At 64.4% G+C, this 13,666-nt stretch carries 16 protein-coding genes; 12 read left to right on the forward strand and 4 right to left on the reverse strand.

Translation table 11 applies throughout. The features are described from left to right. Positions 1–28: 28 nt before the first annotated feature. Genes mltG through QCE63_RS08210 form a run of 5 tightly spaced genes read left to right on the forward strand, consistent with a single transcriptional unit; the run spans position 29 to position 4,076 of the window. Positions 29–1,039, forward strand: coding sequence for an endolytic transglycosylase MltG (gene mltG, locus QCE63_RS08190; protein ID WP_309832250.1), 1,011 nt, complete (start codon positions 29–31; stop codon positions 1,037–1,039). After that, on the forward strand, positions 1,040–1,660 hold the full coding sequence (gene tmk, locus QCE63_RS08195; protein WP_309832251.1) for a dTMP kinase: 621 nt from the start codon (positions 1,040–1,042) through the stop codon (positions 1,658–1,660). Positions 1,661–1,678: 18 nt separating this feature from the next. Further along, positions 1,679–2,722 carry a DNA polymerase III subunit delta' gene (locus tag QCE63_RS08200; protein ID WP_309832252.1) on the forward strand — a complete coding sequence of 348 codons (1,044 nt, stop codon included), beginning with the start codon at positions 1,679–1,681 and terminating at the stop codon, positions 2,720–2,722. Between the two features lie 30 nt (positions 2,723–2,752). Further along, positions 2,753–3,280: an N-acetyltransferase family protein gene (locus tag QCE63_RS08205; protein WP_309832253.1), complete on the forward strand. Its 528-nt coding sequence runs from the start codon at positions 2,753–2,755 to the stop codon at positions 3,278–3,280. Between the two features lie 10 nt (positions 3,281–3,290). Further along, positions 3,291–4,076 carry a TatD family hydrolase gene (locus QCE63_RS08210; RefSeq protein ID WP_309832254.1) on the forward strand — a complete coding sequence of 262 codons (786 nt, stop codon included), beginning with the start codon at positions 3,291–3,293 and terminating at the stop codon, positions 4,074–4,076. A gap of 32 nt (positions 4,077–4,108) precedes the next feature. Here the strand turns inward: QCE63_RS08210 and QCE63_RS08215 are convergent, their stop codons facing one another. Next, on the reverse strand, positions 4,109–4,303 hold the full coding sequence (locus QCE63_RS08215) for a hypothetical protein (protein ID WP_309833825.1): 195 nt from the start codon (positions 4,301–4,303) through the stop codon (positions 4,109–4,111). Between QCE63_RS08215 and QCE63_RS08220 the strand changes: the two genes are divergently transcribed. From QCE63_RS08220 to QCE63_RS08240, 5 genes are all read left to right on the forward strand, one after another. Continuing rightward, positions 4,230–4,904 carry an ankyrin repeat domain-containing protein gene (locus QCE63_RS08220; protein ID WP_309833732.1) on the forward strand — a complete coding sequence of 225 codons (675 nt, stop codon included), beginning with the start codon at positions 4,230–4,232 and terminating at the stop codon, positions 4,902–4,904. The genes QCE63_RS08215 and QCE63_RS08220 overlap by 74 nt on opposite strands. A gap of 104 nt (positions 4,905–5,008) precedes the next feature. Beyond that, entirely contained in the window at positions 5,009–5,365 is a 357-nt protein-coding gene (locus QCE63_RS08225) for a Rap1a/Tai family immunity protein (protein WP_309808262.1), read from the forward strand. A 203-nt stretch (positions 5,366–5,568) separates the two neighbouring features. Continuing rightward, complete coding sequence (locus QCE63_RS08230; RefSeq protein WP_309832255.1) at positions 5,569–6,822, forward strand: mechanosensitive ion channel domain-containing protein; 1,254 nt, start codon at positions 5,569–5,571, stop codon at positions 6,820–6,822. A 103-nt stretch (positions 6,823–6,925) separates the two neighbouring features. Further along, the gene (otsA, locus tag QCE63_RS08235) at positions 6,926–8,311 is read left to right on the forward strand and encodes an alpha,alpha-trehalose-phosphate synthase (UDP-forming) (protein WP_309832256.1); all 1,386 of its coding nucleotides are present in this window, start codon (positions 6,926–6,928) and stop codon (positions 8,309–8,311) included. Positions 8,312–8,570: 259 nt separating this feature from the next. After that, positions 8,571–9,641 (forward strand): glycosyltransferase family 4 protein, encoded by a 1,071-nt coding sequence (locus tag QCE63_RS08240; protein ID WP_309832257.1) that lies wholly within the window; start codon positions 8,571–8,573, stop codon positions 9,639–9,641. Between the two features lie 107 nt (positions 9,642–9,748). On the opposite strand, the gene QCE63_RS08245 is transcribed toward QCE63_RS08240, so the two are convergent. The 3 genes from QCE63_RS08245 to QCE63_RS08255 form a co-directional block, all read right to left on the reverse strand. Beyond that, positions 9,749–10,339, reverse strand: a complete 591-nt coding sequence (locus QCE63_RS08245; RefSeq protein WP_309833733.1) for a YSC84-related protein — start codon at positions 10,337–10,339, stop codon at positions 9,749–9,751. 400 nt (positions 10,340–10,739) lie between these two features. Then, the gene (locus QCE63_RS08250; protein ID WP_309832258.1) at positions 10,740–11,246 is read right to left on the reverse strand and encodes a hypothetical protein; all 507 of its coding nucleotides are present in this window, start codon (positions 11,244–11,246) and stop codon (positions 10,740–10,742) included. 232 nt (positions 11,247–11,478) lie between these two features. Further along, the gene (locus tag QCE63_RS08255) at positions 11,479–11,784 is read right to left on the reverse strand and encodes a PsiF family protein (protein ID WP_309832259.1); all 306 of its coding nucleotides are present in this window, start codon (positions 11,782–11,784) and stop codon (positions 11,479–11,481) included. A gap of 279 nt (positions 11,785–12,063) precedes the next feature. On the opposite strand from QCE63_RS08255, the gene QCE63_RS08260 reads away from it, so the two are divergent. After that, complete coding sequence (locus QCE63_RS08260) at positions 12,064–12,345, forward strand: hypothetical protein (RefSeq protein WP_309832260.1); 282 nt, start codon at positions 12,064–12,066, stop codon at positions 12,343–12,345. Positions 12,346–12,621: 276 nt separating this feature from the next. Further along, on the forward strand, positions 12,622–13,584 hold the full coding sequence (locus tag QCE63_RS08265; protein WP_309832261.1) for a sugar ABC transporter substrate-binding protein: 963 nt from the start codon (positions 12,622–12,624) through the stop codon (positions 13,582–13,584). Positions 13,585–13,666: the final 82 nt, after the last annotated feature.

The raw sequence follows: 13,666 nt of genomic DNA on the forward strand, positions 1-13,666 counted from the left end.
TATTGGTCTTATCCCAAGCGTGTTCCGCATGTCCCTCTTGAAGAAATGCGTCGTGGCCATCGTGCTCGCCGCGCTGGTCGCGGCGGCCGTCGCGGGTGGCGTGGTCTGGTGGGCGCAACGCCCCATGACGCTAGCGACACCCGACCTCGACGTCACCATCAAGCCGCACAGCAGTCTGCGCAGCGTGAGCAATCAGTTGAACCGCGGCGGCGTGCCGGTCGAGCCGGAATTGTTCGTGCTGATGACGCGCGTGCTGGGCCTGTCCGCGCAGCTCAAGTCCGGCAATTACGCATTCAAGAGCGGCGTCACGCCTTATGAGGTGCTGCAGAAGATCGCGCGCGGCGACGTCAACGAGTACGTGGCCACGGTCATCGAAGGCTGGACGCTGCAGAAGATGCGCGCCGAACTGGACGGCAATCCCGCGCTCAAGCACGACACGGCCGGCATGAGCGACACGGACCTGCTGCGCGCGATCGGCGCCGCGGAGGTGGACCGGGCGTCGGCTGAAGGGCTGTTCTTTCCCGACACCTATCTCTTCGACAAGAACACGAGCGACCTCGCCGTCTACCAGCGCGCCTACCGGCTGATGCAGGCGCGTCTCACCGAAGCGTGGAACGCGCGCGCGCCGAATCTGCCTTACAAGACGCCTTATGACGCGCTCATCATGGCGTCGATTGTCGAAAAGGAGACGGGTCGCGCACCGGACCGGCCGCTGGTCGCGGCGGTGTTCGCGAACCGGCTGCGCATCGGCATGCCGCTGCAGACCGACCCCACCGTGATCTACGGTCTGGGCCCGGCCTATGGCGGCAAGCTCAGGAAGAAAGACCTGCAGACGGACACTCCGTACAATACCTACACGCGCATGGGCCTGCCGCCGACGCCGATCGCGCTGCCCGGCGTGGCCGCGTTGACCGCCACGCTGAACCCCGCCGCCAGCACCGCGCTGTATTTCGTCTCGCGCGGCGACGGCAGCAGCATCTTTTCCGACACGCTCGGCGACCACAACAAGGCCGTCGACAAATACATCCGGGGTCAATGAATGGTGCGCGGCAAGTTCATTACGTTCGAAGGCATCGACGGCGCGGGCAAGACCACGCATCTCGACTGGTTCCGTCAGCAACTCGCGGCGAAGCTCGCGCCGTCGGGCCATGCAGTCGTGATGACGCGCGAGCCGGGCGGCACGCCGCTCGGCGAGACGCTTCGCGGCATCCTGCTGGACCAGCCTATGGATCTCGAAACCGAAGCGCTGCTGATGTTCGCGGCGCGCCGGGAACACCTGGCGCAGGTGATCGAACCGGCGCTGTCGCGCGGCGACTGGGTGCTGTCGGACCGCTTTACGGATGCCACTTTTGCGTATCAGGGCGGTGGCCGCGGCCTGCCGCGCGACAAGCTCGAAGCGCTGGAACGCTGGGTGCAGGGCGGTTTTCAGCCAGACCTGACCGTGCTGTTCGACGTGCCGACCGAAACCGCAAACGAGCGCCGCTCGGCGGCGCGCGCGCCGGACAAGTTCGAGCGCGAGTCGGAGACCTTCTTTGCACGCACCCGGGGTGAGTATCTGCGCCGGGCCGCGGAGTCGCCGCAGCGCTTTGCCGTCGTCGATGCCACCCGGACGATTGAAGATATTCGCAAAGAACTTGAACAAACGATCGCAAGCTTCTGATTTACTACGATAAAAACAATGATCTACCCCTGGCAGACCGATGACTGGCAACGCCTCCAGCAACTGCGCGCGCACTGGCCGCACGCGTTGCTGCTGCATGGCGAGGCAGGCATCGGCAAATTGCAGTTCGCGCAGCATCTGGCGCAAGGGCTGTTGTGCGAGGCCGCCGCGGCAAACGGCGAACCCTGCGGCCACTGCCCGGCGTGCCTGTGGTTTTCGCAGGGCAACCATCCGGACTATCGCGTGGTGCTGCCGGAAGCGCTCGCGGGACTTGCAGCTGCCGCCTCCGCCGACGCCGCCGACACCCCCGCCGACAAAGCCGACGGCGACGAAGGCAAGAAAACGCGCGCGCCCAGCAAGGAGATCAAGATCGAGCAGGTGCGGGCGCTGCTGAACTTCTGCGCCCTCGGCTCGCATCGGGGCGGCATGCGTGTCGTGGTGCTGTATCCCGCCGAGGCATTGAATGTCGCCGCTGCCAATGCGCTGTTGAAGACGCTCGAAGAACCGCCGTCGGGCGTCGTGTTCCTGCTGGTGTCCGCGCGCATGGACCGGCTGCTGCCGACCATCGTGAGCCGCTGCCGTCAATGGCCGATGAGCGTGCCCGAGCCGGCGCAGGCGAAAGAGTGGCTCGCGGCGCAAGGTATCGACGACGCAGCGGGCCTGCTCGCGCAGGCCGGCGGCGCGCCGCTGGCGGCGCTGGCGCTGGCGAACGACGAGAACCGCGCGTTGCGCGACTTCACGCTCGCCCAGCTCGCCGCCGGACCGAACTGCGACGCCTTCGCCTGCGGCGAGAACCTGCAGAAGCTGCCGGTGCCGCTCGTGCTCGGCTGGTTGCAGCGCTGGCTCTACGACTTGCTCGCGCAACGGACGGCGGGCCGGCCACGCTATTTCCCGGGCGCGGCCAAGTCGCTCGCGCGTTGTGCACAGGGCGCGGATGCCGCCGCGCTCGCCCGCTACATGAAAACCGTCACGCGGCAGCGCGCCGTGGAAAATCACCCGCTCAACGCGCGCCTCGTGTTCGAGGAACTGTTCCTCGGCTATCGCGGCATCTACGTCGGCTGATGCAGTGCCCAAGGCCTTTTTGAATTCACCATGACGCTCCAGTACCGCGACGCCACCTTCGACGATCTGCCCGCCATCGTCGCCATCTACAATTCGACGATCGCCTCGCGCCAGGTCACCGCCGATCTCGAGCCGGTCACGCTCGAAAGCCGTCACGCGTGGTTTTACGCGCATTCGCCGCAAGCGCGCCCGCTGTGGGTCGTCGAGGAGGGCGGCGAGGTCATCGCATGGCTGAGCTTCTCGGACTTCTATGGCCGCCCGGCGTATGCGCGCACCGTCGAGGTGAGCATTTATCTGCACGAGCGCGCCCGCGGCAAGGGTCTCGGCCGTGCGCTGCTGCGCGAGGCGCTCGAACGCGCGCCGTCGATGAAGGTCGATACCGTCCTCGGTTTCGTCTTCGGGCATAACGAAGCCAGCGTCAAACTGTTTGCCGGCTTCGGCTTCGAGACCTGGGGCGCGCTGCCGCGCGTCGCGGTGCTGGACGGCGTCGAGCGCGATCTCGTGATCCTCGGCCTGCGCCTCGACGCGCCACGCGCCGCCGCACCGCACACGCACTGAGGAGCCGCGCATGTTTGTCGATTCACACTGTCACATCAACTTCGAAGGACTCGCCGACCGCCTGCCCGACGTGCTCGACAACATGCGCGCGCATTCGGTCACGCATGCGTTGTGCGTGTCAGTCGATCTGGAAACGCTGCCTTCGGTGCTCGCCATCGCCGAACGCTACGAGAACGTGTATGCGTCGGTCGGCGTGCATCCGGATCACGAGGACATGCGCGAGCCGAGCGTGGACGAACTCGTCGAGCTGGCGCGGCATCCCAAGGTCTGCGCGATCGGCGAAACCGGGCTCGACTACTACCGTCTCGAAGGCCGCAGCCTGGCCGACATGGAGTGGCAGCGCGAACGCTTCCGCACCCACATCCGCGCGGCGCACAAGACGGGCAAGCCGCTCATCATCCACACGCGCGCATCCTCCGACGACACGCTGCGCATCATGGAAGAGGAGCGCGCCGGCGTGCCGGGCGGCGTAATGCATTGTTTCACCGAGCCGTGGGACGTGGCCGAAAAGGCGCTTGCGCAGAACTTTCATATTTCGCTGTCCGGCATCGTCACATTCAAGAGCGCGAAGGACGTGCAGGACGTGGCGCGCCGCGTGCCGCTGGAACGCCTGCTGATCGAAACCGATTCGCCTTATCTCGCGCCGGTGCCGTATCGCGGCAAGCCGAATGAACCTGCGTACGTAAGCCATGTCGGACGATTTGTCGCGCAACTACGCGAGCAGCCGGAAGAAGCGCTGGCGCAGGCCACCACGGACAACTTCTTCCGTCTTTTCAAGATCGCGCGGGCAGGCTGAGGCCGGCCGCACCGCGTGCACTGCAACCCGTTTCAAGGCAATCCGAAGGCAACCATGAACAATTCGTCGATGATTTCCGCTTTTTCCACGACAGGCACGTCAAACGTTTTCGCCACGGGCACGAAGCAAACGAAGGGCTCGGCGCTGCGCCGGCTGGTCGCCGCGGCGCTCGTCGCCGGCTGTGCCGTCGCCCAGCCGGTCTGGGCGGCGTCGGTGGATTCGCTCATCAAGGCCGTCAAGTTCGACGACATTTCGGCGGTCAAGAAGCAGCTCGCGCAGGGCGCGGATCCGAACACGGTGGACAACACCGGCACGCCGCTGCTCGTGATCGCGGCGCGTGAGAAGTCCGACAAGGTCGGCCGACTGCTTGCGGAGAATCCGAAGACCGATCTGGAAAAGACGGATCCCGCCGGCGAAAACGCGATGATGCTCGCAGCCCTCAACGGCGACGCGACCTTCGTGAATGCGTTGATCGCCAAGGATGCCGAAGTGAACAAGAAAGGCTGGACGCCGCTGCACTATGCCGCGACCAACGGCCATGACGACATCGTGAAGATTCTGCTGGACCATTCGGCCTATATCGACGCGGGCTCGCCGAACGGCACGACGCCGCTGATGATGGCCGCGCGGGGCGGGCATCTTTCGACCTGCAAGCTGCTGCTCGACGAAGGCGCGGACCTGCGCGTCAAGAACCAGATCGGCATGACGGCCGTCGACTTTGCCCGCAAGTACGAGGCGAAGGACGTCGCCGAGGGTTTGCAGGCGCGCCTCGATTCGATGCAGCAAGGCAGCGGTGCTGCTCCAGGCGGCGCAAACGGTGCAAAATAGCGCAGCGCTGCATGGACACGGGCGCACCCGGCGGTCAGGCGCGGCCGCCCCGGTGCTCCGCCGTTGTCCGGACCCAAGCCGCCGCTCAACATAAAAGGAAGATCATGCTGCGGGAAATCGTCATCGCCTGTGCACTCGCGACCCCTCTGTGCGCGTTCGCGTTCACCGGCAACGACCTGAACAAGCTGTGCACCAAGACGGACCCCAACTCGCGCACCGCCTGCGCGGCCTATATCGAAGGCGCGGCGGACGGTGTCTACAACACGATCGAGGCCATCGGCGGAACCTCCGGGCCGCAGGTCGGCCAGTACTTCTGCCTGCCGGCGGACGTGAAACCCCAGCAACTGACGGATGCGGTGCGCAAGTACATCGCCGGCAATCCGGACAAGGCCGATTTCAACGCCACGACCATGGTGTCGCTCGGTCTCGGCAAGGCGTTTCCCTGCAAGGCCGAACGCTGATGGCGGGCTGAGCGGTCAAGCCCGGACGGGCAGGAAGGGGGCTGGCGTCCCGCTTGCTGTCCCGTAATTGACCGCCGGCCGGCAAGTTTCGCTGAACACGGTGCGGCTTCCGCACCCATGGTTTGTGGCATCGCGTCCGCGCGATGCGCGCCGCCGTATCCACCTCGCCCTGTATTCAACCCGAGGCTGATCCCGCGACCTTCATGCTTTCTTTCGATCATTTCCTCGACCTGGCCGAACGGCCGCTCGGCACTTGGCCGGGCGCGCTGATCGTCGCCGTCATTGCCGTGCTGTTCGCGCTGGGCGTGCATCGGGCCGGCGCGCGCATCCTGACCCGCATCGCGCGGCCCTATCCGCTGATGAGCGTCGTGCTGCGCTACATCGACAAACCCGCGCGAGTCCTGCTCATCATCCTCGGGATCGGCTTCATGATCTTCGAGGCGCCCGACACGCTGCCGTTCATCGGCGTCCTGCGCGATGTCGAAACCGTCGCGCTGATCGTCGCGCTCACGTTCCTTGCAGCGCGCACCGCGGGGGCGGTCGGCGAGGCGATCGTGCAGGCGCACCCGCTCGACACCCACGACAATCTCGATGCCCGCCGCATTCACACCCAGGCGCGCGTGCTCGCGCGCTCGGTGATGGTGGTGATCGTCATCATCGGCTTCGGCGGGGCGCTGATGGCGTTCCCGAGCGTGCGCCAGATCGGCGCGAGCCTGCTGGCGTCGGCGGGCGTCGCGGGACTGGTCGCCGGTATCGCCGCGCGGCCGGTGCTCGGTAATCTGATCGCGGGCTTGCAGATCGCGCTGTCGCAGCCGATCCGCCTCGACGACGTCGTCGTCATCCAGGGCGAATGGGGGCGGGTCGAGGAAATCACCGGCACCTATGTGTCGATCCGCATCTGGGATCAGCGCCGGCTGATCGTGCCGTTGCAGTGGTTCATCGAAAATCCGTTCACGAACTGGACCCGCAACAGCTCGCAGATCATCGGCACGGTGTTTCTCTACGTGGACTACCGCATGCCGCTCGCACCGCTGCGCGAGGAGCTGGAGCGCATTCTCGCGCATGCGCCGGAATGGGACGGTCGCGTACAGGTCTTGCAGGTCACCGACGCGACGGATCGCGCGCTGCAACTGCGCGTGCTCGTCAGTTCGTTCGATTCCGCGCTGAACTGGGATTTGCGCTGCCGCGTGCGCGAGGGATTGGTGAATTTTGTGCAGGCGGCGTATCCGAACTACCTGCCACGCGCGCGGGCGGACCTTTCGACGGACAAGGAAAGCCACGTCGATTTCGCGCCGCCGCTCCAGCGTCCGGGCACGGTGCCGGACAACGCTGCCGGCGCGGCCAATACGGCCAATACCGCCGCCGATCCGGTCGCAAGCCGCGGCGAGGCGAGCGGACCGGACCCGCATGCGCGTTCGGCGGCGTCTACCGCACCGACGCGGGGCGAAAAGACGTGAAGAATGAAGGCGCCTGACGGATCACTCGCCGCGCGTGGAAACCCCGCAGGCGATTCACAGTCGAAAAACAAACCAACATGTTCAAAGAGGAAAAGGCAAAGCTATGAGTCGTCTCGTCGTCGTATCCAACCGGGTCGCCACGCCGACCGAAACCAAGGGCTCCGCGGGCGGGCTCGCTGTCGGCGTCTTCGGCGCGCTGAAGGACAGCGGCGGCGTCTGGTTTGGCTGGAGCGGGGACGTCGTGAGCGAGACCGTGGCGAATCAGGGTCCCAAGCTCGAACAGGACGGCGCCGTGACCTTCGCCACCGTGGGCCTGACGAAGAAGGACTACGACCAGTACTACCGCGGTTTTTCGAATGCGATGCTGTGGCCGGTCTTCCACTATCGCAACGATCTTGCCGTCTACGACCGAGACGAATACGCCGGCTACCGGCGCGTCAACGCCTGGCTCGGGCACAAGCTGATCAAGCTGCTCGAACCCGACGACGTCATCTGGGTCCACGACTATCACATGATCCCGTTCGCGGAGGCCCTGCGTTCGGAGGGCGTCAAGAATCGCATGGGTTTCTTCCTGCATATTCCGTTTCCGTCGCCGCAGATCCTGTTGAACATTCCGCCGCACGAGGAACTCGTCAAGTCGCTGTGCTGCTATGACGTCGTGGGCTTCCAGACCGAAGGCGACCGCGTGGCGTTCCACGATTACATCGTGCGCCATGCCCATGGCACGGCCACCGCCGACGGCCACGTCGAAGCCTTTGGCCGCAAGCTGAAGACGAACGTGTACCGCATCGGCGTGTTCCCCGATGAGATCGCCGAGCAGGCCGAGCGCGGCGAGGCGCGCCAGGACGTCATGGACCTGAAGCAGAGCCTCGAAGGCCGCAAGCTCATCATGAGCGTGGACCGGCTCGATTACTCGAAGGGACTGGTCGAGCGCTTCCGCGCCTTCGAGCATTTCCTGGAGAAGTCGCCGGAGTGGCGCGGCAACGTGACGCTCGTGCAGATCGCGCCGCCCACGCGCTCCGACGTCGAGAGCTATCAGCAGATCCGCCAGAACCTCGAATACGAAGCAGGGCGCATCAACGGGCGTTATTCGGGCCTCGATTACACGCCGATCCGCTACCTGAACCAGCGCTATGACCGGTGGAAGCTGATGTCGCTGTTCCGGGAATCGCAGGTCGGGCTGGTGACGCCCTTGCGCGACGGCATGAACCTGGTCGCGAAGGAGTATGTCGCCGCGCAGAACCCGGACGATCCCGGCGTGCTCGTGCTGTCGCAATTCGCCGGCGCAGCGGACGAGATGACCGGCGCGGTGCTGGTGAATCCACACGATATCGTCGGCACGAGCGAGGCGATCGCGCGGGCGCTGACCATGCCTCTCGCGGAACGCCAGCAGCGTTACGAAGCCAACATGAACGCATTGCGCAAACACGATCTCGGCGTCTGGCGCGACAATTTCCTGACCCACCTGCGCGGCGTCTCCAAGTCGTAACGGCGGGCCGAAACGATTGTTTCGGCCCTGTAACAGAGCGATGAAAGTGCAAGCATGCGCCGGGCGGCCGCCTTTCTCCTTCGATAATGCGGATAACGCGTGGACCTTCCCGCACGCGGCATCTCGATGACAGGGCATTGAACTGATGTAAGGGCAAACCTCGTGGCCGGGCTGTCAGCCGGCTGTCATACTCGATGCCGCAGGCGACGGTTCGCGCCACGCGTGTGCTGCCGTTGATATGCTCATGGAGACGAGAACGATGAGAATTGCCCAGATCGCCCCGCTGACCGAATCGGTGCCGCCGAAGCTCTATGGGGGCACGGAACGTGTCGTGTCGTATCTCACCGAGGCGCTCGTGGAACTCGGTCACGAGGTCACGCTATTCGCCACCGGCGATTCCCAGACCAGCGCCCGCCTGGAAGCGGTCTGGCCGCGCGCGCTGCGGCTCGACCCGGCGATCCGCGACCGCATCGCGCCGCACATGCTCCTGCTGGAACTGGTGCGCCGCCGGGCTGAAGAGTTCGACGTGCTGCACTTTCACATGGATTACTACTCGTTTTCGCTGTTCAAGCGGCAGGAGACGCCGTTCGTCACCACGATGCACGGCCGTCTGGATCTGCCCGAACAGCAGCCCGTCTTCGATACCTTCGACACCGCACCGGTCGTCTCGATTTCCGATGCCCAGCGCCACCCGCTGCCGCAAGCCAAATGGGTGTCGACGGTTTATCACGGGCTGCCGGAAAACCTGTACACGCCGCAACCCGTCGAGCAGAAATATCTCGCTTTCCTGGGTCGCATTTCGCCGGAGAAACGGGTCGATACGGCGATTCGCATCGCGGGCCGCTGCGGCGTGCCCATCAAGATCGCCGCGAAAGTGGACTTTGCCGATCACGAATACTTCGAACGTGAGATCGCGCCGCTGCTCAAATTGCCTTACGTGGAATTCGTCGGCGAGATCAACGATAGCCAGAAGGCCGAGTTCCTCTCGGGCGCGCATGCGTTGCTGTTTCCCATCGATTGGCCGGAGCCGTTCGGCCTCGTGATGATCGAGGCGATGGCCTGCGGCACGCCCGTGATCGCCTTCAATCGCGGCGCGGTGCCGGAAGTGGTCGATGAAGGAGTGTCGGGGTTCATCGTCGAGGATGAGATTGGCGCGGTGGCCGCCGTGAACCGGCTGCATACGCTGTCGCGCGAAGGCGTGCGCAAGCGCTTCGAGGACCGCTTCACGTCGCATCGCATGGCGCGCCAGTATCTCGACGCCTACAAGGCCGTTGTACGCGCGCAGAAACGGGCGCGCTTCAGGGTCATCGACCGCGCGACCACGACCTGATCCGTTTCGTCCGTAGATAAGAAAACCGCCGTGCGGCGCGACCCGAAAGTCGCGCGGCACGGCGGTTTTGCCATGCGGACCCCGCTGCGGTCCGCAATGGAAGGGGATTAGAACTTCAGGCGCGAGACCTTCGTGCCCTGGAGCGAGACATCGGCCATCAGGCCGGCGTTGGTCAGCACGATGGCTTCGACCGGCGCGGTGGCCGTGGTGGTGTCGATCACGCCGTTCGCGCCCATCTTCACGAGTGCGACGGACGCATCCGCGCCTGCCGACCAGCCGTCCGAGTTGCGGAATTTGTCGAGCGCGTCCTGCGTCATGAACAGGAAGATCAGCGCCTTCGATTGCGCGCCGGCTTGCAGGCCGAACGAGCCGGACGTGGTGCTGTAGTAGCCGACGCTGCTGCCGCCCACGCGCAGCGAACCCTTGCCGTACTGGGCGCCAACGATGAAGCCCGCCTGCAGGACCTGCGGGAACACGAGCACGCCGCGCGACTTCGCGACCAGCTCGCGCGAGCCGCCGACGGTCGCATACAGACGCTGGATGGTGCTGTCGACATCGGCGTCGATGGAGCGGCGCTGGTCCGCTGCGCCTGCGGACTGTTCAGCGCCCGAGTTGGTGTTGGTCGTGCAACCGGCAAGCGCAAGGCCTCCCAGCGCCAGAACAGCGGTGGACTTGAGCATGAAGTTTCGTCTTTGCATCATTGTTCTCCATCGTGAAATGTGGAAACCCCATAGAGCGGGAGGGTGAAACACACAAGTTATAGCACGGCCGCAAACCGGCACGGTTCTCCGTGCACAGGCTCGAAACCTTGCCGGACGCGGGTTTTCAGGCTTTGCAGCATTCGGTTCGCGCGTCGCCTGACGGCGACGCGCGCTACGAATCCGCTTTCCTGCCCCGTTCCAGCGTCATAAATGACGCACATTGCTCGCCGTATCGCGACTGTAAGCTCTGGCTGGACGATGTTTCGACCAGTGGAATGCAAGGCGGAGCTTTCGCCCGAATGACGCCTCGCAAGCGAGCATTAATTTCGCGATGTTGCCGCGCAATGTTGCGACAAGACCGCATCAAGCAGTAGCAACGACCGTACCCGACCCGTATTCAGGACGGGGTTGTCGTTTTTACTTTCGTGGGAGCAACACTTGCGGGCGCGGCCGTAGCGGTGTCCGAAGCTTTTGCCGACGTGCTCGAAGGCCGGCGCAACGCGCGCCTGATGCCGCCGATCAGCACGCCAAGGACGAGCAGAAAGGCGGCCGGAACAATCCAGTAGCCGACAAACGCATGCCATAGATAGTCGGCCAGTGTGGCCTTGCGATGCGCGTATTCATCGAGCGCTTCCTGATGCTTGCCGGCGTTCGCGGCAAGGATGTCGGCGGGGCAGCCGGCGGCGCGCGCCTCGTCGGGGGCGCCGTGGCAGCGGGCCGCGGCGCCGGCCGCGCGTTGCGCGTCGGTCAGTTCCCAGGTGGAGAGGGCCTTTTGAAGATCGACGCTGTTGTAGGCCATCTCTTCGTGCACTTCATTGACCGCGACGATCAGCACCGGCACGAACCAGAACGTGATTGCCACGAGCCAGCGCCGGAACCAGCGGTTCTTGTGTCTCCATGCCATCCAAAGCCTCCATGCGGGGCTTGCGCTCCGCTCGAAACGGCGGCGGCCGATGGCTTCTGCTTGTATGGGTGAGGGGGCCGCCTCGCGCCATCTTATGAGAAAAAGACGACGGTGCGAATCATCAACTTGGGTGCAGTGCAATAACAGCGCGTATCGAGCGTAAATAAGTGAGACGCTGGCAAGAGAGAATCGCCGCGCATGCAGCGCGGCGCGAGGAACAGGGGCGGCTCGCTCAGCCCTTGTTGCTGAGACAGGTCTTCATGAACGTCTTGCGGTCGTCGCCTTTCTTGCCGGACGCCTGCTGGTTGCACGCGGTCATCTTCTGCTGCTGCGTCATCGGCGCGGAGGCCGCAGCGGGCGCGGCGGACAGACAGCTCTTCATGAACGCCTTGCGGTCGTCGCCTTTCTTGTCGCCCGCCTGCTTGTTGCAGTCGCCCATCTTGGTCTGCTGGCTGTTCGCAGCAAAGGCCGCATTGGCGCCGAAGGTGAGGCTCAGCACGGCGAGGACGGCGGCGACGGCGGTGGTTCGAATAGTCATGAGATGCTCCCTGATCTGATTGACGGTTATTCTTCGACGACTCGTTCTTTGAAACACGCTCCAGCCCGCGCATTATGGCAAACCGAATTTGAACGGTGTATGGCGTAAGGTGAAATCAGGAGACGCGCCAGACGAGCCGACGGGCATGCGCCTTGCCACCTTGCAGATGACTTTCATCAAGCGCGATAAAGGCTTTCGTCGCAAAGTGTTTAGCCGTGAGGCGCCTGAAAAACCGCCGACGTATGATCGTGCCGACCGCACCCTCCAAGGAGACGCATCATGTCCACGCCGCTTTCCGACCATTACAAGGGCTTCGAGATCAAGGTGCAGGCCCTGCGCCGCGCGAAGGACCGTGATGAACCGGACGACGGCCCGCGCCACTTCGACATCGTCGTGACGATCGCGCGCAGCGCGCATGGCGACAGCGGGCGCACGGTCATGTTCGGCGTGCCGGACCAGGAGCCGTTCGAGAGCCCGATCGATGCCACGCGCGCGGGCATCGATTACGCGCGCGACATCATCGATGAAAAGGTCGAGGGACAGTCGGTCAAGGACCTCTGAAGGCTGGCCGCTGGTCTGACTACGGGTCAACGCCGGCACCACGGCGCACGAACGCATGTTCTACACGTAAGCCCGATTGACCTCGCGCGCCTCTGCAACGAGAATCGACGGCGAGCAAACGTTGAAACCGGCGCTGAGAGCGTTGAATCGGGCCTGGCGCGTACATTCTCCTTTCACGTCCCGTGCGCGGTTCATGACGTCATGCTCGCGTTCGCTGCCGCGTTCGCTGCTTCACGCACAAACCAGACAAACCACAAAAAAGCACTGGAGATCCGCATGAACCGAACCCTTCGCCGGCGTGTCTTGTCGGCTGCCGTCGCGCTCGCTGCCTTTTCCATCCTGCCGTTTGCTTCCACTTCAGCGTTCGCGCAGGCGGCCAGCAAGCCGAAGGTCGCGCTCGTCATGAAGTCGCTCGCCAACGAGTTCTTCCTGACCATGGAAAACGGCGCGAAGGACTATCAGGCTCACAATCCCGCCAAGTTCGATCTCATTACCAACGGCATCAAGGACGAGACCGACACCGCCGCGCAAATCCGCATCATCGAGCAGATGATCGTCTCCAAGGTGAATGCGATCGTCGTCGCGCCGGCGGATTCGAAGGCGCTCGTGCCGGTCATCAAGAAGGCGACGGATGCGGGCATCATCGTGGTCAACATCGACAACCGGCTCGACCCCGACGTGCTCAAGTCGAAGGACCTGAACGTGCCCTTCGTCGGACCGGACAACCGCAAGGGCGCGCGCAAGGTCGGCGACTACCTGGCGCAACGCCTCAAGAAGGGCGATGAAGTCGCGATCATCGAAGGCGTGACGACCACGACCAACTCGCAGATGCGCAGCGCCGGCTTCAAGGACGCGATGGATGCGGGCGGCATGAAGATCGTCGCGCTGCAATCGGGCGAATGGGAGATCGACAAGGGCAATGCCGTCGCGGGGCAGATCCTGAATGCGAACCCCAACGTCAAGGCGCTGCTCGCCGACAACGACAACATGGCGATCGGCGCGGTCTCCGCGATCCGCGCGGCGGGCAAGGCCGGCAAGGTGCAGGTGGTGGGCTTCGACAATATCGGCGCGATCAAGCCGATGCTCAAGGACGGCCGCGTGCTCGCCACCGCCGACCAATACGCCGCGAAGCAGGCGGTGTTCGGCATCGACGTTGCGTTGAAGGCGATCGCCGAGCACAAGAAGCAGTCGGAACTGTCGCAGGTGGTGGAGACGCCCGTCGATCTCGTGACGAAGTGAAGCGGTTTCGTCTGCGGCGAAACGGTGCTGAAAGCGCCGTTTCGCGTTCATCCGGCCTCAAGTTTGCCGCCGCCGTGCCGAT

Origin of the sequence: Caballeronia sp. LZ065 (assembly GCF_031450975.1) — a bacterium.
In the GTDB taxonomy this organism is placed as follows: Bacteria; Pseudomonadota; Gammaproteobacteria; order Burkholderiales; family Burkholderiaceae; genus Caballeronia.

What these genes read in the sequence shown, in the direction of transcription:
- mltG (WP_309832250.1), top strand. Translation starts at nt 29, where the DNA reads ATGTCCCTCTTGAAGAAATGCGTCGTGGCCATCGTGCTCGCCGCGCTG.
- tmk (WP_309832251.1), top strand. Translation starts at nt 1,040, where the DNA reads ATGGTGCGCGGCAAGTTCATTACGTTCGAAGGCATCGACGGCGCGGGC.
- QCE63_RS08200 (WP_309832252.1), top strand. Translation starts at nt 1,679, where the DNA reads ATGATCTACCCCTGGCAGACCGATGACTGGCAACGCCTCCAGCAACTG.
- QCE63_RS08205 (WP_309832253.1), top strand. Translation starts at nt 2,753, where the DNA reads ATGACGCTCCAGTACCGCGACGCCACCTTCGACGATCTGCCCGCCATC.
- QCE63_RS08210 (WP_309832254.1), top strand. Translation starts at nt 3,291, where the DNA reads ATGTTTGTCGATTCACACTGTCACATCAACTTCGAAGGACTCGCCGAC.
- QCE63_RS08215 (WP_309833825.1), bottom strand. Translation starts at nt 4,303, where the DNA reads ATGAGCGAATCCACCGACGCCGCCCAGACCGGCTGGGCGACGGCACAG.
- QCE63_RS08225 (WP_309808262.1), top strand. Translation starts at nt 5,009, where the DNA reads ATGCTGCGGGAAATCGTCATCGCCTGTGCACTCGCGACCCCTCTGTGC.
- QCE63_RS08230 (WP_309832255.1), top strand. Translation starts at nt 5,569, where the DNA reads ATGCTTTCTTTCGATCATTTCCTCGACCTGGCCGAACGGCCGCTCGGC.
- otsA (WP_309832256.1), top strand. Translation starts at nt 6,926, where the DNA reads ATGAGTCGTCTCGTCGTCGTATCCAACCGGGTCGCCACGCCGACCGAA.
- QCE63_RS08240 (WP_309832257.1), top strand. Translation starts at nt 8,571, where the DNA reads ATGAGAATTGCCCAGATCGCCCCGCTGACCGAATCGGTGCCGCCGAAG.
- QCE63_RS08245 (WP_309833733.1), bottom strand. Translation starts at nt 10,339, where the DNA reads ATGCAAAGACGAAACTTCATGCTCAAGTCCACCGCTGTTCTGGCGCTG.
- QCE63_RS08250 (WP_309832258.1), bottom strand. Translation starts at nt 11,246, where the DNA reads ATGGCATGGAGACACAAGAACCGCTGGTTCCGGCGCTGGCTCGTGGCA.
- QCE63_RS08255 (WP_309832259.1), bottom strand. Translation starts at nt 11,784, where the DNA reads ATGACTATTCGAACCACCGCCGTCGCCGCCGTCCTCGCCGTGCTGAGC.
- QCE63_RS08260 (WP_309832260.1), top strand. Translation starts at nt 12,064, where the DNA reads ATGTCCACGCCGCTTTCCGACCATTACAAGGGCTTCGAGATCAAGGTG.
- QCE63_RS08265 (WP_309832261.1), top strand. Translation starts at nt 12,622, where the DNA reads ATGAACCGAACCCTTCGCCGGCGTGTCTTGTCGGCTGCCGTCGCGCTC.